This is a genomic window from Lysinibacillus sp. GJ-1 (assembly GCF_021166035.1).
Lineage (GTDB): Bacteria > Bacillota > Bacilli > Bacillales_A > Planococcaceae > Lysinibacillus > Lysinibacillus sphaericus.
Window position 1 is genome coordinate 1,029,351 of record NZ_CP088912.1, and the last position, 21,102, is coordinate 1,050,452.

17 protein-coding genes and 3 pseudogenes are annotated in these 21,102 nt (G+C 38.2%); all 20 read left to right on the forward strand.

Going from position 1 to position 21,102, the window contains the following annotated elements; translation table 11 throughout:
* Positions 1 to 12: 12 nt before the first annotated feature.
* The gene (locus tag LO754_RS04725; RefSeq protein WP_229388759.1) at positions 13 to 1,908 is read left to right on the forward strand and encodes a hypothetical protein; all 1,896 of its coding nucleotides are present in this window, start codon (positions 13 to 15) and stop codon (positions 1,906 to 1,908) included.
* A pseudogene (locus LO754_RS04730) lies at positions 1,905 to 2,204 on the forward strand (EscU/YscU/HrcU family type III secretion system export apparatus switch protein). The gene LO754_RS04725 and the pseudogene LO754_RS04730 overlap by 4 nt, the downstream one beginning before the upstream one ends.
* A gap of 162 nt (positions 2,205 to 2,366) precedes the next feature.
* A complete protein-coding gene (sucC, locus tag LO754_RS04735; protein WP_024362048.1) occupies positions 2,367 to 3,527 on the forward strand; it encodes an ADP-forming succinate--CoA ligase subunit beta in 1,161 nt (386 codons plus the stop codon).
* Positions 3,528 to 3,544: 17 nt separating this feature from the next.
* Positions 3,545 to 4,447: a succinate--CoA ligase subunit alpha gene (sucD, locus tag LO754_RS04740; protein ID WP_024362047.1), complete on the forward strand. Its 903-nt coding sequence runs from the start codon at positions 3,545 to 3,547 to the stop codon at positions 4,445 to 4,447.
* Positions 4,448 to 4,668: 221 nt separating this feature from the next.
* A complete protein-coding gene (dprA, locus tag LO754_RS04745; RefSeq protein WP_025218789.1) occupies positions 4,669 to 5,565 on the forward strand; it encodes a DNA-processing protein DprA in 897 nt (298 codons plus the stop codon).
* Between the two features lie 91 nt (positions 5,566 to 5,656).
* Positions 5,657 to 7,734 (forward strand): annotated as a pseudogene (gene topA, locus LO754_RS04750) (type I DNA topoisomerase).
* A gap of 18 nt (positions 7,735 to 7,752) precedes the next feature.
* Entirely contained in the window at positions 7,753 to 9,066 is a 1,314-nt protein-coding gene (gene trmFO, locus LO754_RS04755) for an FADH(2)-oxidizing methylenetetrahydrofolate--tRNA-(uracil(54)-C(5))-methyltransferase TrmFO (protein ID WP_231785701.1), read from the forward strand.
* Between the two features lie 285 nt (positions 9,067 to 9,351).
* Positions 9,352 to 10,251: a tyrosine recombinase XerC gene (gene xerC, locus LO754_RS04760; RefSeq protein WP_024362043.1), complete on the forward strand. Its 900-nt coding sequence runs from the start codon at positions 9,352 to 9,354 to the stop codon at positions 10,249 to 10,251.
* Between the two features lie 22 nt (positions 10,252 to 10,273).
* Entirely contained in the window at positions 10,274 to 10,819 is a 546-nt protein-coding gene (gene hslV, locus LO754_RS04765; protein ID WP_024362042.1) for an ATP-dependent protease subunit HslV, read from the forward strand.
* Positions 10,819 to 12,219: an ATP-dependent protease ATPase subunit HslU gene (gene hslU, locus LO754_RS04770; RefSeq protein ID WP_024362041.1), complete on the forward strand. Its 1,401-nt coding sequence runs from the start codon at positions 10,819 to 10,821 to the stop codon at positions 12,217 to 12,219. The genes hslV and hslU overlap by 1 nt, the downstream gene beginning before the upstream one ends.
* Before the next feature lie 86 nt (positions 12,220 to 12,305).
* Positions 12,306 to 13,085, forward strand: coding sequence for a GTP-sensing pleiotropic transcriptional regulator CodY (gene codY / locus LO754_RS04775; RefSeq protein WP_024362040.1), 780 nt, complete (start codon positions 12,306 to 12,308; stop codon positions 13,083 to 13,085).
* A gap of 874 nt (positions 13,086 to 13,959) precedes the next feature.
* A complete protein-coding gene (flgB, locus tag LO754_RS04780) occupies positions 13,960 to 14,352 on the forward strand; it encodes a flagellar basal body rod protein FlgB (protein ID WP_024362039.1) in 393 nt (130 codons plus the stop codon).
* Between the two features lie 3 nt (positions 14,353 to 14,355).
* The gene (gene flgC, locus LO754_RS04785) at positions 14,356 to 14,817 is read left to right on the forward strand and encodes a flagellar basal body rod protein FlgC (protein ID WP_024362038.1); all 462 of its coding nucleotides are present in this window, start codon (positions 14,356 to 14,358) and stop codon (positions 14,815 to 14,817) included.
* Between the two features lie 24 nt (positions 14,818 to 14,841).
* Positions 14,842 to 15,147: a flagellar hook-basal body complex protein FliE gene (gene fliE / locus LO754_RS04790; protein ID WP_024362037.1), complete on the forward strand. Its 306-nt coding sequence runs from the start codon at positions 14,842 to 14,844 to the stop codon at positions 15,145 to 15,147.
* Positions 15,148 to 15,295: 148 nt separating this feature from the next.
* Positions 15,296 to 16,888, forward strand: coding sequence for a flagellar basal-body MS-ring/collar protein FliF (gene fliF, locus LO754_RS04795; RefSeq protein ID WP_105928922.1), 1,593 nt, complete (start codon positions 15,296 to 15,298; stop codon positions 16,886 to 16,888).
* A gap of 15 nt (positions 16,889 to 16,903) precedes the next feature.
* Positions 16,904 to 17,913 (forward strand): annotated as a pseudogene (gene fliG, locus LO754_RS04800) (flagellar motor switch protein FliG).
* Positions 17,906 to 18,691 carry a flagellar assembly protein FliH gene (fliH, locus tag LO754_RS04805; protein WP_024362035.1) on the forward strand — a complete coding sequence of 262 codons (786 nt, stop codon included), beginning with the start codon at positions 17,906 to 17,908 and terminating at the stop codon, positions 18,689 to 18,691. Before fliG ends, fliH begins: the two are co-directional and overlap by 8 nt.
* 5 nt (positions 18,692 to 18,696) lie before the next feature.
* Positions 18,697 to 20,022 (forward strand): flagellar protein export ATPase FliI, encoded by a 1,326-nt coding sequence (fliI, locus tag LO754_RS04810; protein ID WP_231785702.1) that lies wholly within the window; start codon positions 18,697 to 18,699, stop codon positions 20,020 to 20,022.
* Between the two features lies 1 nt (position 20,023).
* Positions 20,024 to 20,473, forward strand: a complete 450-nt coding sequence (fliJ, locus tag LO754_RS04815) for a flagellar export protein FliJ (protein ID WP_024362033.1) — start codon at positions 20,024 to 20,026, stop codon at positions 20,471 to 20,473.
* Between the two features lie 4 nt (positions 20,474 to 20,477).
* Complete coding sequence (locus tag LO754_RS04820) at positions 20,478 to 21,086, forward strand: MotE family protein (protein WP_024362032.1); 609 nt, start codon at positions 20,478 to 20,480, stop codon at positions 21,084 to 21,086.
* Positions 21,087 to 21,102 lie beyond the last annotated feature (16 nt).

The window sequence follows — 21,102 nt, forward strand, 5'->3', positions numbered from 1 at the left end:
AGGAGTAATTAGATGACAGCAACATCGTTTAATCCAATACAAATGCAACAAACTACTTTAACTCCAGCAAATCAACCGCTGGCATTAAAGCAAGGACAAGTATTTCATGGCACGATTAAACAATTATATCCAGATCAAACGGCAGAGGTCCAAGTAGGCAATCAAAAACTGATTGCTAAACTGGAAGTACCGCTAAAAGCAGGGGATGCCCATTTCTTTCAAGTAACAGGGACAAGCCCTCAAACAGAGTTAAAAGTTGTTACAGGACCGATGGGGCAAGAGGTTTCTACAAACCAACAAATAAATCAGCTACTAGATTCGATGAATTTGCCAAAAACGTCAGAAATGCAACAGGTGTTAGCGCACTTTATTAAGGCTCAAATACCGATTTCTAAAGAGCAACTTATGCAAGCTGAAATGTGGATGAAGGCATTGCCTGAAGGTGTGACAAAGATGGATGCCTTACAAGCGCTTCAAAAAATGGTTGAGCTAAAAATGCCAATGACGCAAGATGTATTTCAAGCACTTGTTAGTGGGCAAAAAACATCTGGTATGTCGGCAATAATGGATAATTTTACACAGTTATTAGCGAAGGATACAGCATTACAAGCCAATGTGAAACAAAATTTGATGCAACAAGTGTTAGCCATTGCAAAACCCTTCGAGGCAGAAACAGGTACGTTACTGCTCGCAAAATCGATTCAACTTTTAACTAATAACGCAGCATCAACAAGTGAACGATTACAAGCTTTAACTCTATTAAAAGAAGCGGGTATTTTACCGCAACAAGCAACTTTACAAAATTGGTCGTCTCTAAATGAAGCAAAAGCTGTGCAACAAGGTCAACTTCAGCAGGCTGGCCAAGTAATCCAAACAATTTTAGCAACAAAACCAGAAAATAAGCAACAGCTTATTGAACAGCTAAAATCTTGGACAGCGAGCCAAAATTTATTGAGCAATGAGCAAAAGCAACAGCTGAACCAAATGATTGATCGATTTAACCAATTACCAACTAATAAACAAACATTGGAAATTTTTGCGAAGCAAATGCAAGAACAACTAATCAAAGCGTTCGCTCACAATGCACCCGAACGGTTATTTACGCAAGATGGTAATGCGCTTTCTGTAAAAGAACATTTATTATCACTGTTTAAGCAAGAGTCGACAATTCCAGTACAAAATGACGCGCTGATGCGAAATCTTGTAAAACAAAGTACGGAGGCACCACAACCAACTATTCAACGCATGCTTACAGAAGCTGATGCACATGTACGAAATTCAATGGATAGTAAAGCGATGGAGCATGCCCTTAAAACGGTATTGAAAAGTTTAGGCATTAGTTACGAGGCTACGCTTAGTAGTAAATCAGCGGATTTGCAAGCAATTGCACACCAATTAAAACCACAGCTTCATACATTGCTTCAAGAAGCTCAAATAACGCCACAACTAAGGGAAGCAGCTGAGCTTTTAATGACACGCATGAATGGGATGCAACTTGTGTCAGGAGAAAATGGTCATCAACACCAGCTCGTGATGCAAGTGCCCCTTGAATTTTTTGGAAAGAAAATGGATGCCACGTTACAATGGAATGGGCGTATGAAAGAAGACGGAAAGATTGATGCCAACTACGCACGAATATTGTTTTATTTACAAATGGAGTCAATGAAAGAAACCGTAATTGATATGCAAGTTCAAAATCGTGTCGTCACTGTCACAGTATTTAATGAAAATTCAGATATTGCTTTTCAGGCAGAACCTCTAAAAACAGCATTGAAATTAGGGCTTGCAAAAAAAAATTATCAGCTATCGGGAGTCTTTATTAAACAATTTGAAAAAGCCCAACTTGAAAAAACAACCCCTGTAGTACAACAGCAGGAGGAAATTAGTGGGGTGGATTTCCGCATATGAGTGAAGAAAAAAAGACGCGTAAAGAAGCGATTGCCCTCACTTATAAACAAGGACAATTTGATAGCCCATCTGTCGTAGCAAAAGGAAAAGGGAAAGTGGCTGAAAATATATTACCGTGCAAGTGAACATGATGTGCCGATATATGAGGATCCGAATCTTGTTCAATTACTTGGACAATTAGATTTAAATGAGTCAATACCTGAAGAATTATATCAAGCGGTGGCTGAAGTGTTTGCTTTTATCTATCATCTAGACCAACAACATAGCAAAAATATAGAAAAAATAAAGAATTCTGATTTCAAGAATTCTCTGTTTTAGTACACGAAGTAGAAGAAAACGTCATAATTTTAGATAAAATTCGAACAAAAGACAAAGTGTAGACTTTATCAGAATCTTTCGTTAGAATAGATTATGTTAGTAAAACAATTTTATGCAAATGTTTGATGGGAGGATGTATTATGAATATCCATGAATATCAAGGGAAAGAGATTCTGAGAAAATATGGTGTTGCAGTACCCAATGGAAAAGTTGCTTTTTCCCCTGATGAGGCAGTGAAGGTAGCGAAGGAACTTGGCTCAAATGTAACCGTGGTCAAGGCGCAAATTCATGCAGGTGGACGCGGTAAAGCTGGTGGTGTCAAAATCGCAAAAAACCTTGATGAGGTGCGTACATACGCAAAAGAGTTATTAGGTAAAATTTTAGTAACTCATCAAACAGGTCCAGAAGGTAAAGAAGTAAAACGCTTGTATATTGAAGAGGGCTCTGATATCCAAAAAGAGTATTATTTAAGTTTAGTATTAGACCGCGCTACTTCTCGTGTAACATTTATGGGTTCAGAAGAAGGCGGTATGGATATTGAAGAAGTAGCTGAAACAAATCCAGAAAAAATCTTCAAAGAAGTTGTTGATCCAGTAATTGGACTAACAAGCTTCCAAGCACGTCGTATGGCGTTTAATATGAATATTCCAGCAAACCTAGTAGGGAAAGCTGTTAAATTAATGTTAGGTTTATATCAAGCATTTATCGACAAAGATGCTTCAATAGTAGAAATTAATCCACTTGTTGTCACTGGACAAGGAGAGGTTGTAGCACTAGATGCTAAATTTAATTTTGATGCCAATGCGTTGTATCGTCATAAAGATATTGTCGAATTACGCGATTTTGATGAAGAAGATCCAAAAGAAATCGAAGCATCGAAATATGATCTTAGCTATATTTCACTAGATGGCAACATTGGCTGTATGGTAAATGGTGCGGGTCTAGCAATGGCAACGATGGATACAATTAGTTACTATGGCGGTAGCCCCGCTAACTTCCTTGATGTAGGGGGCGGCGCAACAGCCGAGAAAGTAACAGAAGCTTTCAAAATTATCCTTTCTGACTCAAATGTAAAAGGTATTTTCGTTAATATTTTCGGCGGCATTATGAAGTGTAACATTATCGCTGATGGTGTAGTAACAGCAGCCAAAGAAATCGGTTTATCTGTACCGTTAGTAGTACGTTTAGAAGGTACAAACGTAGAGCTTGGTAAAGAAATCTTAAATGCATCAGGTTTAAACATCGTGGCAGCAGACTCAATGGCTGACGGTGCACAAAAAATTGTGGGACTAGTAGGCTAAGGAAGGCAGGGAGAACAATGGCTGTATTTATTAATAAAGATACAAAGGTAATTGTACAAGGGATTACAGGCGAAACAGCGCTATTCCATACGAAGCAGATGCTTGATTATGGTACAAAAATCGTAGCAGGCGTAACACCTGGTAAGGGAGGTCTTGAAATTGAAGGCGTACCTGTGTTCAATACTGTAGCTGAGGCTGTAGCAGCAACAGGTGCAACAACATCGGTTATTTATGTACCAGCACCTTTTGCAGCAGATGCCATTTTAGAAGCTGTTGATGCTGAGCTAGAATTAACAATTTGTATTACAGAACATATTCCTGTCCTTGACATGGTGAAGGTTAAACGCTTTATGGAAGGCAAAAAAACACGCCTAGTTGGTCCAAACTGTCCAGGTGTTATTACGGCTGATGAGTGTAAGATTGGTATTATGCCTGGTTATATTCATACAAAAGGGCATGTTGGTGTAGTTTCACGTTCTGGTACATTAACGTATGAAGCGGTACACCAATTGACGCAAGCTGGTATTGGTCAAACAACGGCTGTAGGTATCGGAGGAGACCCTGTAAATGGGACTAACTTTATTGATGCCCTTGAAGCATTCAACAATGATCCTGAAACATATGCAGTTGTCATGATTGGGGAAATTGGTGGTACTGCTGAAGAAGAAGCAGCTGAGTGGATTAAAGCAAATATGACAAAGCCGGTTGTTGGCTTTATTGGTGGACAAACAGCACCTCCAGGGAAACGTATGGGACATGCAGGTGCCATTATTTCTGGCGGTAAAGGAACGGCTGCTGAAAAAATTAAAGCAATGAACGAAGCTGGTATTGAAGTTGCTGAAACACCTTCTGTTATCGGCGAAACACTTATTAAGGTAATTAAAGAAAAAGGGCTATACGAAAAATGTAAAACCCATTAAAATGGAAGATGTAGCACATTGTGGCTACATCTTTTTCTCTGTCTCGGTAGATGGTAAACCTGTTCGTAGCTTTACAAACGGCGGTGTTTGTACAGTTACATGCTAAACGCACACAACAAAAGTCGACAAGGCGAAGCTACAGGACGGGTCATATTCTATTTTTTTTGTGCTGAAATAAATTGCGGTCATTTAATTTCTTCTATTATAAAGGAGGTTTTTAAATGATTTTCTCAGTAGATACACAGAGATTACTAGCTATGCATTATATATATCCATTACCACTCCAAAAACTTCAACAATTATTGTCCCCGGTGGATGTATTGAGTTATTTTGAAGAAGCGCACCCTGAAGAGATTGCGGGTGCATTGCAAATAACATGGCAAAAAGCGCTGCTAATGATTCGGAATTTTCAACGTGTTCGACACTTGCCATTTGAAGAGGCTTACGCACAAGCAAATATTTTCCCCATACCATTTAATCACCCATATTTCCCGGCGCAATTATTTGAAATACCTAGTCCACCTACTGTATTGTATGTGAAAGGTCAGTCTGCACTGCTAGCAAGAGATAAACGGATAGCTATAATAGGCTCTAGAAAGGCTACAGCCTATACAAGAACGGCAATGGACTTAATCGTCCCTCCGCTTGTTGCGCACGAATATACGGTTGTCAGTGGGCTTGCACGAGGTGCTGATACAATGGCTCATGAAGCGACGATTAAATTTGGTGGACAAACAATTGCCGTGTTAGGTCATGGTTTTCATTATGTCTATCCTAAGGAAAACCAAGCACTTGCTCAGCACATGGCAGAAAACCATTTACTTGTTACAGAGTATCCACCTTATATGCGACCGGCAAAATGGCAATTTCCTATGCGTAACCGGCTAATAAGTGGTCTGACTCAAGCAATCGTTGTCACGGAGGCTGCGCTAAAAAGTGGGACGTTAATTACGACAGAATGCGCATTAGAGCAAGGCAAAGATGTATTTGTCGTTCCAGGACCGATTAATAAAGAGCAGTCAAAAGGGACAAATAAATTACTTATAGAAGGAGCTATACCCGTGTGCGATGGTCACCAAATCGTTGAAACACTTTCGCTCTTTTCTAGCAAAAATTGAAAAAAAGTTGCATTATCTTAAAATCTGTTATACATTTTGCAACAGGTAACTTAAAAAATTAGCAATAGACCTCGCTAAGGGGGAGACATAGATGGCGGATTATTTAGTGATTGTAGAATCACCAGCAAAAGCAAAAACAATTGAACGTTATTTAGGAAAAAATATAAAGTAAAAGCATCTGTTGGACATGTGCGTGACTTACCACGAAGTCAAATGGGTGTAGATACTGAAAATAATTACGAACCTAAATATATTACAATTCGCGGAAAAGGACCTGTTTTACAGGAACTGAAGTCTGCGGCTAAAAAAGTGAAGAAAGTCTATCTAGCGGCCGATCCAGACCGCGAGGGAGAAGCGATTGCTTGGCACCTTGCGACGGCATTAAATATTGATATTAATTCAGACTGTCGAGTTGTTTTTAATGAAATTACAAAAGATGCGATTTTAGATTCCTTTAAAAACCCACGTGCCATTAATATGGACTTAGTGGATGCTCAACAAACACGTCGGATGTTAGATCGTCTAGTAGGCTATAATATAAGCCCAATTCTTTGGAAAAAAGTAAAGAAGGGCTTATCAGCAGGTCGCGTACAATCGGTTGCACTTCGTATGATCATTGATCGTGAGAATGAAATTAAAAACTTCCAACCAGAAGAGTATTGGACGATTGAAGGCTCTTTTGAAAAGGGCAAAAAGACATTCGATGCACTGTATTACGGTAACGGCAAAGAAAAAATCAAATTATCGAATGAAGAGCAAGTAAAGTCGATTTTAAAAAATGTCAAAGGTACAGCATTTGAAGTTGTCAATGTGACGAAAAAAGAACGTAAACGAAATGCTGCGCCTGCTTTTACGACATCTTCTTTACAACAAGAAGCAGCGCGAAAGTTAAATTTCCGTGCGAAGAAAACGATGATGCTGGCACAGCAATTGTATGAAGGTATTGATATTGGTAAAAAAGAAGGTACAGTCGGTTTAATCACGTACATGCGTACAGATTCAACGCGTATATCTGAAACTGCAAAAGCGGAAGCGGTTTCTTATATTGAGACAAAGTATGGGAAAGAATATATCTCGACAGAAACAAAGCAGGCCAAAAAAGCATCGAATGCGCAAGATGCCCATGAAGCCATTCGTCCAACAAGTACGATGCGAACACCGGATGAGTTAAAAACAGTGCTTAGTCGCGATCAGCTACGCTTATACCGTTTGATTTGGGAGCGCTTTATTGCGAGTCAAATGGCCCCTGCTGTTTTAGATACAGTGGCTGTAGATCTTCAGAATAATGATGCTTTATTCCGTGCAAACGGTTCACAGGTCAAATTTGCCGGATTTATGAAACTCTATATTGAAGGTACAGATGATCAAACAGAAGAAACGACGAAACTTCTACCGGAAATGGAAATCGGCGATCAGGTGACATCACTTGAAATCGAACCGAAGCAACATTTTACACAGCCTCCACCGCGTTATTCAGAAGCGCGTCTTGTGAAAACAATGGAAGAGTTAGGAATAGGACGACCGTCGACATATGCACCGACCCTCGATACAATTCAACGCCGCGGCTATGTTGTGCTTGATGCCAAAAGATTTATGCCGACAGAGCTAGGTGAAATTGTCCACCAACAAATGCTGGAATTTTTCCCTGATATCATCAATATCGAATTTACAGCAAAAATGGAACAAGATCTCGATGATGTTGAAGAAGGTAGTCGTAAATGGGTTGAAGTAATCGATGATTTTTATAAAGACTTTGAAGTTCATGTCAAGCATGCGGATGCTGAAATGGAGAAAGTAGTAATTAAAGATGAACCGGCTGGTGAGGATTGCGAAAAATGTGGTTCACCAATGGTATTCAAACTGGGGCGCTATGGAAAATTTATGGCTTGCTCGAACTTCCCAGATTGCCGAAATACAAAAGCAATTATGAAGCCAATCGGGGTTAAATGCCCTTCTTGTGAAACAGGTGAAATTGTTGAGCGTAAAAGTAAAACAAAGCGTTTATTTTATGGATGTAATCAATATCCAGAATGCGAATTTGTATCATGGGATAAACCGATTAGTAGACCATGCCCGAAATGTAGTGCATTATTAGTAGAGAAAAAATTAAAAAAAGGTGTACAAATTCAGTGTACGAAATGTGACTATGAAGAGACACCAACACAATGATAGGAAGATGGTAAGAACATGACTGAACTAGTTGTAAATGTAATAGGTGCTGACCTTGCAGGAAGTGAAGCGGCTTGGCAAATTGCTAAACGTGGAGTAAAAGTTAAACTTTATGAAATGCGCCCTGTTAAACAAACACCTGCCCACCATACTGATAAATTTGCAGAGCTTGTTTGTTCAAACTCGTTACGTGCTAATACACTGACAAATGCAGTAGGTGTTATTAAAGAAGAAATGCGTTTATTAGACTCTGTTATTTTAAAAGCAGCTGATGCATGCTCAGTACCAGCAGGTGGTGCACTTGCAGTTGACCGTCATGAGTTTGCAGGCTATGTAACGGAAGCGGTAAAAAATCACCCACTAGTGGAAGTAATACATGAAGAAGTTACAGAAATTCCAGAGGGCATTACGGTTATTGCAATAGGCCCACTGACTTCAAAAGCACTAGCTGAAAAAATTCAAGGATTAACAGGTCTCGACTATTTATATTTCTATGATGCAGCTGCACCAATTATTGAAAAAGATAGCATCGATATGGATAAAGTATATTTAAAATCTCGTTATGATAAAGGTGAAGCGGCTTATTTAAACTGTCCTATGACAAAAGAAGAATTCGATCGTTTCCGCCAAGCATTGATTGAAGCAGAAGTTGTGCCATTAAAAGAATTTGAAAAAGAAATTTATTTTGAAGGCTGCATGCCAATCGAAGTAATGGCAGCTCGTGGTGAAAAAACAATGTTATTTGGACCGATGAAGCCAGTAGGGCTTGAAGATCCAAAAACAGGTAAACGACCATATGCGGTAGTACAATTGCGCCAAGATGATGCAGCGGGTACCCTTTACAATATAGTAGGTTTCCAAACTCACTTAAAGTGGAGGCCGCAAAAGGAAGTACTACAACTAATTCCTGGACTAGAAAATGTTGAAATCGTACGCTATGGTGTAATGCACAGAAATACTTTCATTAATTCACCGAAAGTTTTAGAGAAAACATATCAGTTACGTGAACAAAAAAATATTTTCTTTGCTGGTCAAATGACGGGTGTAGAAGGTTATGTAGAATCAGCAGGAAGCGGTTTAATTGCTGGCATTAATGCGGCACGTTTAGCATTGGGACAAGAACCAATTATTTTCCCATTCGAAACGGCATTAGGAAGTATGGCGCGTTATATAACAGAAGCACAATCGAAAAACTTCCAACCGATGAATGTCAACTTTGGCATATTCCCTGAATTACCACCTGGACGTCGTTCAAAACCAGAACGTGCAGAAATGCATGCTGCACGTGCAATGAGCACAATTCGAAATTTTGTGAATTCACAAACAATTTAATTGCCAAAAGCCTCTAAAAGTTGATATACTCTTAGAGGCTTTTTCTTTTATGTAGACAAAATGCTTATTTACACGTATTTTATTATTTTGTATAGAGATTTTCTCAAAATATAACCATTTTCACTTGCTATATTACGAAGATAGGTATAGTGTCAATATGTATGTTTTTTAAAGATTACTAAAGCAACAAATTGATTTAGATGGCCGCAATTGTTTTACCATTTGAATTTGTTGGTAATAGTAATGAGAGAAGGTTACGAATAATTCATTGGTGGTGAATCTTTCATGTTAGTTTCGTCCCAAGAAGCACTTGAACAGTTTATGCTTTACATCCAGGTAGAAAAAAACTTCTCTGTTCATACTGTGCGAGAATATGAATCAGACCTACTGGATTTTTTAGCGTTTTTACAGGCAGAAGGCGTTAATGATTTAGCTAGTGTTGAGTATATACATGCACGTCTATATGTAACGAAGTTGTACGATGAAAAGAAAGCAAGAACTTCTGTATCAAGGAAGATTTCATCAATCCGCTCCTTTTTTCGCTTTCTAAATAAACAGCACGGCTTGGATGATGGCGCTTTTCGATCGCTCTATCATCCGAAAAAAGAATCACGTTTACCAAGTTTTTTTTACGAACAAGAATTAATGCAGCTTTTTGATGCGAATGTAGGCGATGATTTGAAATCGTTGCGCAATATGGCGATTTTAGAGTTATTATATGCAACGGGCATTCGTGTGAGTGAGCTCACATCCATTATGGTAGGGGATATAGATTTCCGTTATTCTATTGTTCGGGTAATGGGTAAAGGAAGAAAAGAACGTATTATACCATTTGGTCAATTTGCGAGTGTGGCTATACAGCACTACATAGAGCAGGCTCGTCCACGTTTGATGAAACAAACAAATCATGAGCAATTATTTGTCAACATGCGTGGTGGGGAACTTACACCACGAGGGGTACGTCATATTTTAAATGAAATGATTGACAAGACCTCACTCCATACGAAAATATACCCACATATGCTTCGCCATACTTTTGCTACACATTTACTGAATCATGGCGCGGATTTACGGACGGTGCAGGAGTTACTGGGCCACGCGCATTTAACTTCAACACAGGTTTATACGCATGTAACAAATGAGCATCTTCGTCAAACATATATGAATGCCCATCCAAGGGCATAATAGAGGCTAAGGAGGAAGGCAAATGGGACAAATCCATGCGACTACGATATTTGCGGTACATCATAACGGCGGGTGCGCTATGGCTGGCGATGGTCAAGTGACACTTGGCAATGCGGTTGTCATGAAAGGAACTGCAAGGAAGGTCAGACGTCTGTTTAATGGTCAGGTGCTGGCAGGCTTTGCGGGGTCGGTAGCTGATGCATTTACACTTTTTGAAATGTTTGAAGCGAAATTAAACGAATATAATGGGAATTTACAGCGGGCTGCTGTAGAAGTAGCAAAACAATGGCGCGGTGATAAAATGCTACGCCAATTAGAAGCGATGTTACTTGTAATGGATAAAAGTACACTACTCCTTGTATCTGGTACGGGAGAAGTGATCGAACCAGACGATGGTATTTTAGCAATTGGTTCTGGTGGGAATTATGCATTATCAGCAGGTCGAGCTCTAAAAAAATATGCAGGTGAAACAATGACTGCCCGAGAGATTGCGGAGGCAGCGTTAGAAACTGCCGCTGAAATTTGTGTATTTACAAACCATAATATTATCGTGGAGGCACTTAACTAATGACACCACAAAACTTAACGCCAAGACAAATTACTGAGCATTTGGATCGTTTTATCGTAGGGCAAAATGAGGCGAAAAGAGCGGTAGCTATTGCATTACGAAATCGTTATCGTCGTTCTCTTCTAGCGGATGATATGAAGGCTGAGGTTATTCCAAAAAATATTTTAATGATTGGACCAACTGGAGTTGGGAAAACTGAAATTGCAAGAAGAATTGCAAAGCTTACGAATGCACCATTCGTGAAAGTTGAAGCAACGAAATTTACAGAAGTGGGCTACGTTGGACGCGATGTGGAGTCAATGGTACGCGATGTTGTAGAGGCTGCTCATCGTCTAGTGAAGGAAGAGATGATGGAGTCTGTGAAGGAGCAAGCGGAAGAATTGGCAAATGAAGCCATTGTAAAATTACTTGTCCCTTCTTTACGTAAAAAACAGGCTATGCAAAATCCGTTTGAAATGTTATTTGGTGGCAAAGAACAACAAACGCATGATGATACATCTTCTGAAGAAACGGAAGTGCGCTCAAAACGTGCGCAAATCGCAATTGATTTACGCAATGGCAAATTAGAAAATGAGTGGGTTACAGTTGAAGTAACGGAGCAAAGTCCGTCGATTTTTGATGCATTGCAAGGAACAGGAATGGATATGTCTGCAAATAGTGGGATGCAAGACATGTTGTCTAGCTTAATGCCTAAAAAACAGAAAAAACGCAGAGTGCAAGTAAAAGATGCACGTCGTATTTTAACTATAGAGGAAGCAAATAAGCTGATTGACGCAGATGAGGTGTCACAAGAAGCGATTGCTAGAGCAGAACAATCTGGGATTATATTTATTGATGAAATCGATAAAATCGCAAGCAAAGACACGAACTCTTCTGCCAGTGTTTCACGCGAGGGTGTTCAGCGCGATATCTTGCCGATTGTCGAAGGTTCTACTGTGACGACAAAGTATGGGGCGGTCAAAACAGACTACATGCTTTTCATTGCAGCAGGTGCTTTCCATATGTCAAAGCCATCCGATTTGATTCCAGAATTACAGGGGCGATTCCCTATCCGTGTTGAATTAGAAAAATTAACGAAGCAAGATTTTGTTCGTATTTTAAAGGAACCAGATCAATCACTTATTTTGCAATATAAAGCATTGTTAGAAACAGAAGGTGTAGCAATCGATTTTGCAGAAAATGCAATTGAACGAATTGCAGAAATTGCTACAGAGGTTAACCAAGAAACCGATAATATTGGTGCACGTCGTTTGCATACAATTTTAGAACGCTTGTTAGAAGAATTATCGTTTGAAGCTTCTGAAATAGCACCGGCGCAAATTGAAATAACAGCTGCTTATGTTGACCAGAAGCTAGCGGGTATTGTAAAAAACAAAGATTTGTCACAGTTTATACTGTAGGCAAGGCTTGTTAGTATCATTCAATTGTAAAAAACTTTAGAATATTAAATAAATACGGTATGGATTATTTATAGGAGGAACACATAATGAACTTATTAGAAAAAACACGTAAAATTAACTCGATGCTCCAAGCATCTGCAGGTAAGCCGGTAAACTTTAAAGAAATGGCTGACACACTAGGTGATATTATTGACAGCAACGTTTATATTGTGAGCCGTAAAGGTAAGCTTTTAGGTATTTCAATTCACCAACAAATTGAAAATGAGCGTATGAAAAAAATGTTCGAAGAGCGTCAATTCCCAGAAGAATATACACATAGCTTATTTACAATTTCTGAAACATCTTCAAACCTAGATATAAACAATGAACATACTGCGTTCCCTGTAGAAAATAAAGATTTATTCCAAAGCGCTTTAACAACAATCGTTCCAATCGTTGGTGGCGGTGAACGTTTAGGTACTTTAATTTTAGCCCGTTTATCAGCTCAATTTGAAGATGATGATTTAATTTTAGCTGAGTACGGCGCAACAGTAGTAGGTATGGAAATTTTACGTGAGAAATCAGAAGAGATTGAAGAAGAAGCGCGTAGCAAAGCTGTTGTACAAATGGCGATTAACTCACTTTCATATAGTGAATTAGAAGCGATTGAACATATTTTTGAAGAGCTAGATGGTAACGAAGGTTTATTAGTTGCTTCAAAAATTGCTGACCGCGTAGGTATAACACGTTCTGTAATCGTCAATGCATTACGTAAACTAGAATCTGCGGGTGTCATTGAATCACGCTCTCTAGGTATGAAGGGAACTTACATTAAAGTATTAAACGATAAGTTCTTAAATGCACTTGCTGAAATTAAAATGAAATAATTAAAAAAGCTCCCTCAAATGATTTTGAGGGAGCTTTTCACTGTAACTAAGTGTTGTTTTAGTTATCTCAACTATATACATTGTTAATATGTTAAGCCTTACTTAGCTTTTCTTACGTGCAAATGGTATCTCAACAAATGGTATATGTGTCATTTTTGTGAATGGTACCAATCTTGTATTTTTAATAGGGAAAAATATGGTAGGGCTTTTTTAGTAGGGAAATTTAAAATCCATCTTCTGTAAGTGCAATAACTGCATCCTAAGGTCTGTTTATTGTGGAAAAGGGGAGGTAGCTTTAGCAAAACAAAGGGACAATTAAAATCCGTTAAGCAAAGAATTAATGCTTATCCGAGAATAACTTGCTAATTTCCGCTTAATTCAATCTTTACATATAAAGAATTTTTCAGAGAAGCAACTGAAAAGTACTCAGTTTGAAGATAGTACATCTGACAATGGGGTATGCATTTCAATAGCCTTTTTTGTCGATGTGCGAAAATTTTCATAATTACATTTCTAGAAGGTTACTTATATAATCATATTAAAAATAGTAAAAAGGGACTTTTTTTTACCGAAAAATCACAATTTGTCATTTATATCCAACCCTGTCTAGTAATAAACAGGGAGATAATTGATACTAATACAGTAAACACTGTCGAAATAGTGTAAAATAACTAGAAATAAGACGAAACGCATCGACGCTTAGTGCCCCAAGGGATGGGGCATATTTGTCCCGGTTAAACTTCTGAAAAAATAGGGCGTATCTACTATTAAAAAATGACAAAAGACAATAGACACTACGTATCATCTTAATTACAATTGTATTATTGGATAAAATAAGAAGTACATAGATTGAATTAAAATGAGGTGAATGGTTTTGAACTTATTTGGAGGAACTATTAGTAGCCTGGAAAACGGACTTTCCTATGCAACTTTGAATCATAAAACAATCGCAAATAACATTGCGAATGTCGATACACCAAATTATAAGGCGAAAAGTGTAAGTTTTAAGGATATGTTGGAGAAAGAGAAACAAATTTCTATTTCGGCATATCGCACAGATAGTAGACATTATGATTTCGAAATAAGACAATCGACACCAGGTGTCCATAATGTTGACGGCTTACGATATCGAAATAACGGAAATGCTGTAGATATGGATGCTGAACAAACGAAATTAGCAGAAAATCAAATCTACTACAATGCTTTAATCGACCGTGTAAATGGTAAGTTAAATACACTCAATACAGTTATTAAAGGAGGTAAGTAATAAATGTCTATATTTCATGGAATGAATACCACTGCCTCTGCTTTAACAGCACAAAGGTTGCGCATGGATGTTATTTCTTCCAATATGGCAAACATGGATACAACTCGTGCTAAACAAGTAAATGGGGAATGGGAGCCATACCGCCGGAAGTCTGTCACTTTTTCCGCGCAGGAAGGGCAATTTTCAAAGTTTCTTAATGTTGCACTCGGAAAAAATGCTAAAGGTGGCGTGGGGAATGGCGTAAAAGTATCGCAAATTAAGGAAGATACAGAAACACCTTTCAAATTAGTGTATGATCCGACACATCCGGATGCAAATGCAGAAGGCTATGTCAACATGCCAAATGTTGACCCGTTAAAAGAAATGGTAGATTTAATGTCTGCTACTCGTTCATACGAGGCGAACATAACAGTTTTAAATGCAAATAAGTCCATGCTGACAAAGGCGTTGGAGATTGGTAAATAAACATAAAGAAAGGATGGATACATAATGGCAATTTCGTCCGTTTCACTAATGACACCTACTCAGGTTGTAAATGAAACAAATAAACTAAAAACGACACCTTACGAAGCGCAACAAAGCTTTGCGAATTCGTTAAAAGAGGCAATAGCGAAAGTGAATGATCAGCAAATCACTTCTGATAAATTTACACAAAAGCTAATAACTGGTGGAGATGTGGAGTTGCACGAAGTAATGATTGCATCTCAAAAGGCGAGCATTACATTAAACGCAACAATTGAAGTTCGCAATAAGGTGATTGAAGCTTACCAAGAAATAATGCGAATGAGTGTCTAATTAAATTGCGTTGGTGAAGAAAGACACCAATCCAATTAATTAGGCTTCTCATGGAACGATACATTTTATATTCAATACTTCCATGAGATTCCACTGTTATCGCGAATTATTGATTGCTAGGTTATTCACTATAACCGGAGGATTCATAATGAATGAACGATTGACGAAAATAAAAACCGACACCAGCCAATTTTGGAAAAGTCGGAGTAAAACACAAAAAATAGTAATGCTTAGTTCTGTAGTAGGTGTGATAGCACTTGCAGCCATCATTACGTTTTTTGCAACAAAAACTACATATGTTCCGCTCTATAAAGATTTATCCACAAGAGAAATTGGGCAAGTAAAAGAAGCATTGGATTCTCAAGGTGTAAAATATGAAATTGCCCCAGGAGGCACATCTATATTAGTGCCTCAAGAACAGGTTGACTCTTTATTGGTGCAACTAGCATCAGAAGGATATCCTCAGACTGGAACAATCGATTACTCTTTTGCTAATAGTTCTGGCTTCGGTATGACGGACAATGAATTCAATTTATTGAAAAAAGCCGCAACTGAAACAGAAATTGCTAAGCTAATCAAAAATCTAGAGGGCGTAAAAGATGCAAAAGTGATGATCACTCTTCCTGAAGAAGGAGTTTTCATACAGGATGTAAAAGAAGATGCGACTGCATCCATTGTATTGAATACAGATCCTGGCTATAAGTTTACAGAACAACAAATTGCAACAATGTACAACTTAGTTTCAAAAAGTATTCCGAATTTAAAAACTGATAACATTGTGATCTCGAATCAATTCTCAGAGTACTTTGATTTAAATGCTGCAACAACAGATGGTACATCGACAACAACAGCTGAAGGTCAATTACAAATGAAGAAATTGGTTGAACGTGACCTACAACGTCAAGTGCAAAATATGCTAGGAACACTGATGGGACAAGATAAAGTAATTGTTTCTGTTACAACAGACATTGACTTTAAAAAGGAAAATCGTGAAGAGAACTTAGTGACACCAGTTGATGAAGAGAATATGGAAGGGATTGCGATTAGCGCCCAACGTATTACAGAGCAATATTCTGGTACTGGTAATGCAGCAATGGGTACACCTGAGGCTGAAACAACTACAGATAATTTCACAACATACAATGAGGGTGCAACAGGAAATGGTGATTATGAACGTACGGAAGAAACTATTAATAATGACGTCAACCGTATTCGTAAAGATATTCAAGAAGCACCATATAAAATTCAAGATATTGGCATCCAAGTAATTGTTGAACCACCTACAGCTACAGACGCTGCATCATTACCTGATGGTGTACAACAAGACATTGAGAAAATTTTAAGTACAATTGTTCGTACAACAATTTCAAAGGATGTAGCAGCGGTACTTACTCAAGAGCAAATTGATGAAAAAGTGGCTGTTTCTGTCCAACCGTTAAATGGTAAGGTAGCTGATACTGCTGATGAAACACCTGTTATCCCATGGTGGGTTTGGGTAGTTGGAGGTATTTTACTAGCTGTTATTCTATTACTTGCATTCTTTATTATCCGTTCACGTAAACGTGCGAAGGAAGAAGAAGAGTTAAGTATCCTAGAAGAACAAGAAGAATTGATGATTGATGATATTAATGAAGAAATTGAAACGGAAGCTACAATGCGTCGTAAGCAACTTGAAAAAATGGCGAAAGAAAAGCCTGATGATTTTGCAAAGTTACTGCGTAGTTGGATTGCGGAAGACTAACTAGGAGGTTCTGCTGTGTCCAAGAAAGATAAGGAATTAACCGGAAAACAAAACGCACTCTTGTTAATTTCATTAGGTATGAGGTTTCAGCTTCTGTCTATAAACATTTAACTGAGGAAGAAATTGAACGTTTAACGTTAGAAATTTCAAGTGTTAAAAAAGTAGAAGCAAATGTAAAAGAAGAAATTATTGAAGAATTCCACAATATTGCACTTGCGCAAGATTATATTACACAAGGCGGTATTGGCTACGCGAAGACGGTATTAGAGAAAGCACTAGGTATTGAACAAGCTCAAACAATCATTAATCGTTTGACTTCTTCTTTACAAGTGCGCCCATTCGACTTTGCACGTAGAGCAGATCCTGCACAAATTTTTAACTTTATTCAAAATGAACATCCACAAACAATTGCCCTTATTCTCTCGTATTTAGAAGCAGGACAAGCGGGTGTTATTTTATCTTCATTACCACAAGAAGTACAAGCTGATATAGCTAAACGTATTGCGATGATGGAGTCAACTTCACCAGAAGTAATTAGTGAAATTGAGTCTGTCTTAGAACGTAAACTATCTTCAACTGTGACGCAAGACTACACAGAAACTGGTGGTATCGACGCAGTCGTTGAAGTATTAAATGGTGTAGACCGACAAACAGAAAAAACGATTCTCGATGCACTCGAAATTCAAGACCCAGAGCTTGCAGAAGAAATCAAAAAACGCATGTTTGTATTCGAAGATATTGTTACGCTTGATAACCGTTCGATTCAGCGTGTTATCCGTGATTGTGAAAACGAAGATTTACTCCTTTCAATGAAAGTGTCAAGCGAAGAAGTAAAAGATATTATCTTCCGAAATATGTCACAACGAATGGCAGATACTTTCAAAGAAGAAATGGAAATTATGGGGCCAGTTCGTTTGCGTGACGTAGAAGAAGCTCAATCGCGAATTGTTGCTGTTATTCGTCGCTTAGAGGATGCTGGTGAGATTATTATTGCACGTGGTGGAGGAGATGACGTCATTGTCTAGAATCATCCGTTCTGTATACACACAGTCCAATGGCGATAATGTAAAGAAGATACAAATACGTGATATGTTTGATATACCCGAAATGGAAACAGATGAAACATCCCATCATCAAATGACAATGGAAGATGTATTTGCCGAACGTGATCGTTTACTTGCAGAGGCTCGAGCTGAAATTCAAGCGGCACGACAAGCCTTTGAACAAGAGATGCAAATGCACTTCCAAGAAATTGAGCATATGAAACAAAGCTGGGAAGAAGAACGCCCAAATCGTGTACAAGAAGCGTATGATGAAGGGTATGGTCAAGGCTATGAGGATGGTACAAACAGAGCCACGGAAGCAATGGCGCAATCCCTTCAAACAGCGAATGAAATCATTGTACAAGCTGGGGAAAATGCGAAAAAATATATCGAAGATCAAGAAGCAATTATTTTAGAACTAGGTTTAACTGCTGCAGAACGTATTATAGGGACTTCATTAGAGCAAAACGATGAATTATATCTATCCATTGTTCGTAGAGGTCTTAAAGAAGCGAGAGAAATGAAGGAAATTAAAATCTACGTTTCTCCTACATATTATGGCTTAATTACATCTAATCGTGATGAGTTGGCCGAAATGTTCCCAACAGACGTACCATTTATGATTTTTGTTAACGAAGATTTTGCAAATGAAACAGATTGCTATATCGAAACAAATTATGGTCGGATAGTTGTTAGTATTGACGAGCAATTAAATGAATTAAGAATCAAGCTACATGAAATATTAGAAAGTAAGGAATGATCGACATGAAAACGGCTCAATTAATCGAACAAATTCCAAATATACCGACTTTCAAAAAGTTTGGTAGAGTAACGAGAGTTGTCGGCTTAATGATTGAGTCGCGAGGTCCCGATAGTTCCATCGGTGATGTGTGTAAAATTCATGTTGAAACGTCGAAAAAAGGCCATCAAATCATTTTGGCAGAAGTTGTTGGCTTCAAAGATGAAATTGTTGTTTTGATGCCTTATACTTCGCTTCGAGAAATATCGATTGGTTGCTTAGTAGAGGGAACAGGGGCGCCGCTTGAAATTAAAGTGGGACCAGAGTTAATTGGGAAGGTTCTAGATTCAATGGGGAATCCTATTGATGGTACTTTGTTACCGAAAGGATTAATGTCTGTTCCTACAGAACAAGATCCACCCAATCCCCTTACTCGTCCGCCAATTAATGAAAGACTTGAGGTTGGAGTAAAAGCAATTGATGGTATGTTAACTGTCGGTAACGGACAACGTGTAGGTATCTTCGCCGGCTCTGGGGTAGGTAAAAGTACATTACTAGGCATGATTGCACGCAATACACAAGCGGATTTAAATGTCATTGCGTTAGTTGGAGAGCGTGGCCGTGAGGTGCGCGAATTTATTGAAAGAGATTTAGGATCTGAGGGGTTAAGCCGCTCAATTGTTGTGGCAGCTACGTCAGACCAACCAGCACTAATGCGTATTAAAGGAGCGTTTACTGCAACAGCTATTGCCGAGTACTTTAGAAATCGTGGCTTAAATGTCATGTTGATGATGGATTCCGTAACGCGTGTTGCAATGGCACAGCGGGAAATAGGGCTTGCAACAGGAGAGCCCCCTGCTCAAAAAGGTTATACGCCATCTGTATTTGCGATTTTACCAAAGTTATTAGAGCGTACGGGGACAAATGAAAAAGGTTCGATTACTGCCTTTTACACGGTACTAGTTGATGGTGATGATATGAACGAGCCTATAGCTGATACAGTGCGAGGTATTTTAGACGGACATATTGTACTTGACCGAAACCTTGCCAATAAGGGCCAATACCCTGCTATTAATGTGCTGAAAAGCGTCAGTCGTTTAATGAATCATGTGGCAGAGCCAGCGCATAAAAAAGCGGCCGAGCGTTTACGTGAGCTTTATTATACATATGACAAATCTGAGGACTTAATTAATATCGGTGCCTATAAACGTGGGACATCTAAAGAGATTGATGAGGCCATTTATTATGAACCGCTTATTACGGCTTATTTAAAGCAAGGGTATTTAGATAAGGTGACGCTTGAGGAAAGTATGAATGAGTTGATTACATTATCGAACGGTGGTGGCAAGTAGGTTGGTTAGTTATATGTATCGTTTTGAAAAAGTGTTAACCATTCGAGAACAAGAAAAAAATGAAACTGAAATTGCCTATAAAGAAGCTGTTCGTTCTTTTGAAGAGGTTGCAACAAAGTTGTATGACTTGCTGAAAAAGAAAGAGAATTTAATAGAATTTCAGCAAGAACGTTTAGTTGTAGGATCATCAATAGAAGAAATTCATCACTATGCTCGTTTTATTGATAGCCTTGAAAAGACTATTGCCGACGTACAACAAAAGGTTGTACAGGCACGTTCTAAAATGAATTGGTACGAAGAAAAACTATTAGAAAAAAACTTGGAAGTACGTAAATTTGAAAAAATGCGTGAAAAAGATTATAAGTCATTTCAACAAGAACAAGATCGCATCGAGAGCATATTTTTAGATGAAATTTCTTCACTTACGTATTTCAAGAAAGAAATCAGGTGATTTCATGGCGAAAAAAGAAAACCGTATTAAAACTGAATTAGAAGTACAACAGCCACCACGTAAATCAGGAGGTTTCCAAAAGTTTTTTATCTGGATATTAATACCTGTTATGTTTGTAGTCGCGGTGTTACTTGTTGTAGCAACGTTAATGAATACGAACGTCTTTGATTTAGGAAAAAAGGCAGTAAGTAGCTTACCTTTTGTTGAATCAGAGGCACAACAAGCGAAAGATGCTGTTGTAATTGATGATTCCAAAGTTGTAAGTTTACAGGCAGAAATACAAGAAAAAGAAGCCGAAATAGCTCAATTGCAAAAAAAATTAGATGACACGACAACTGAGAAAGAAAAATTGTTGACAGAACAAGAGAAATTACTGTTTGAAATAGAAAAATTAAATAGAGAACAAGATGATGTGAAACGTGATTTCAATGATATTTTGTCTACTTTTGATAAGATGTCACCTAAAGCAGCAGCACCGGTGCTAATAAAAATGAGCGATGCACAGGCATTGCGCATTTTATCAAGTTTAAAACCTGATAAGTTAGCTGCTATTTTAGAGAAAATGGAACCACAAGATGCTGCGAAATATACTGAACTGATGGCTAAACAATAAAAAAACAATTGAAAAG

Bases quoted from the DNA above. Each gene is read 5' to 3' on its own strand.
- LO754_RS04725 (WP_229388759.1), top strand. From the start codon at position 13: ATGACAGCAACATCGTTTAATCCAATACAAATGCAACAAACTACTTTA.
- sucC (WP_024362048.1), top strand. From the start codon at position 2,367: ATGAATATCCATGAATATCAAGGGAAAGAGATTCTGAGAAAATATGGT.
- sucD (WP_024362047.1), top strand. From the start codon at position 3,545: ATGGCTGTATTTATTAATAAAGATACAAAGGTAATTGTACAAGGGATT.
- dprA (WP_025218789.1), top strand. From the start codon at position 4,669: ATGATTTTCTCAGTAGATACACAGAGATTACTAGCTATGCATTATATA.
- trmFO (WP_231785701.1), top strand. From the start codon at position 7,753: ATGACTGAACTAGTTGTAAATGTAATAGGTGCTGACCTTGCAGGAAGT.
- xerC (WP_024362043.1), top strand. From the start codon at position 9,352: ATGTTAGTTTCGTCCCAAGAAGCACTTGAACAGTTTATGCTTTACATC.
- hslV (WP_024362042.1), top strand. From the start codon at position 10,274: ATGGGACAAATCCATGCGACTACGATATTTGCGGTACATCATAACGGC.
- hslU (WP_024362041.1), top strand. From the start codon at position 10,819: ATGACACCACAAAACTTAACGCCAAGACAAATTACTGAGCATTTGGAT.
- codY (WP_024362040.1), top strand. From the start codon at position 12,306: ATGAACTTATTAGAAAAAACACGTAAAATTAACTCGATGCTCCAAGCA.
- flgC (WP_024362038.1), top strand. From the start codon at position 14,356: ATGTCTATATTTCATGGAATGAATACCACTGCCTCTGCTTTAACAGCA.
- fliE (WP_024362037.1), top strand. From the start codon at position 14,842: ATGGCAATTTCGTCCGTTTCACTAATGACACCTACTCAGGTTGTAAAT.
- fliF (WP_105928922.1), top strand. From the start codon at position 15,296: ATGAATGAACGATTGACGAAAATAAAAACCGACACCAGCCAATTTTGG.
- fliI (WP_231785702.1), top strand. From the start codon at position 18,697: ATGAAAACGGCTCAATTAATCGAACAAATTCCAAATATACCGACTTTC.
- LO754_RS04820 (WP_024362032.1), top strand. From the start codon at position 20,478: ATGGCGAAAAAAGAAAACCGTATTAAAACTGAATTAGAAGTACAACAG.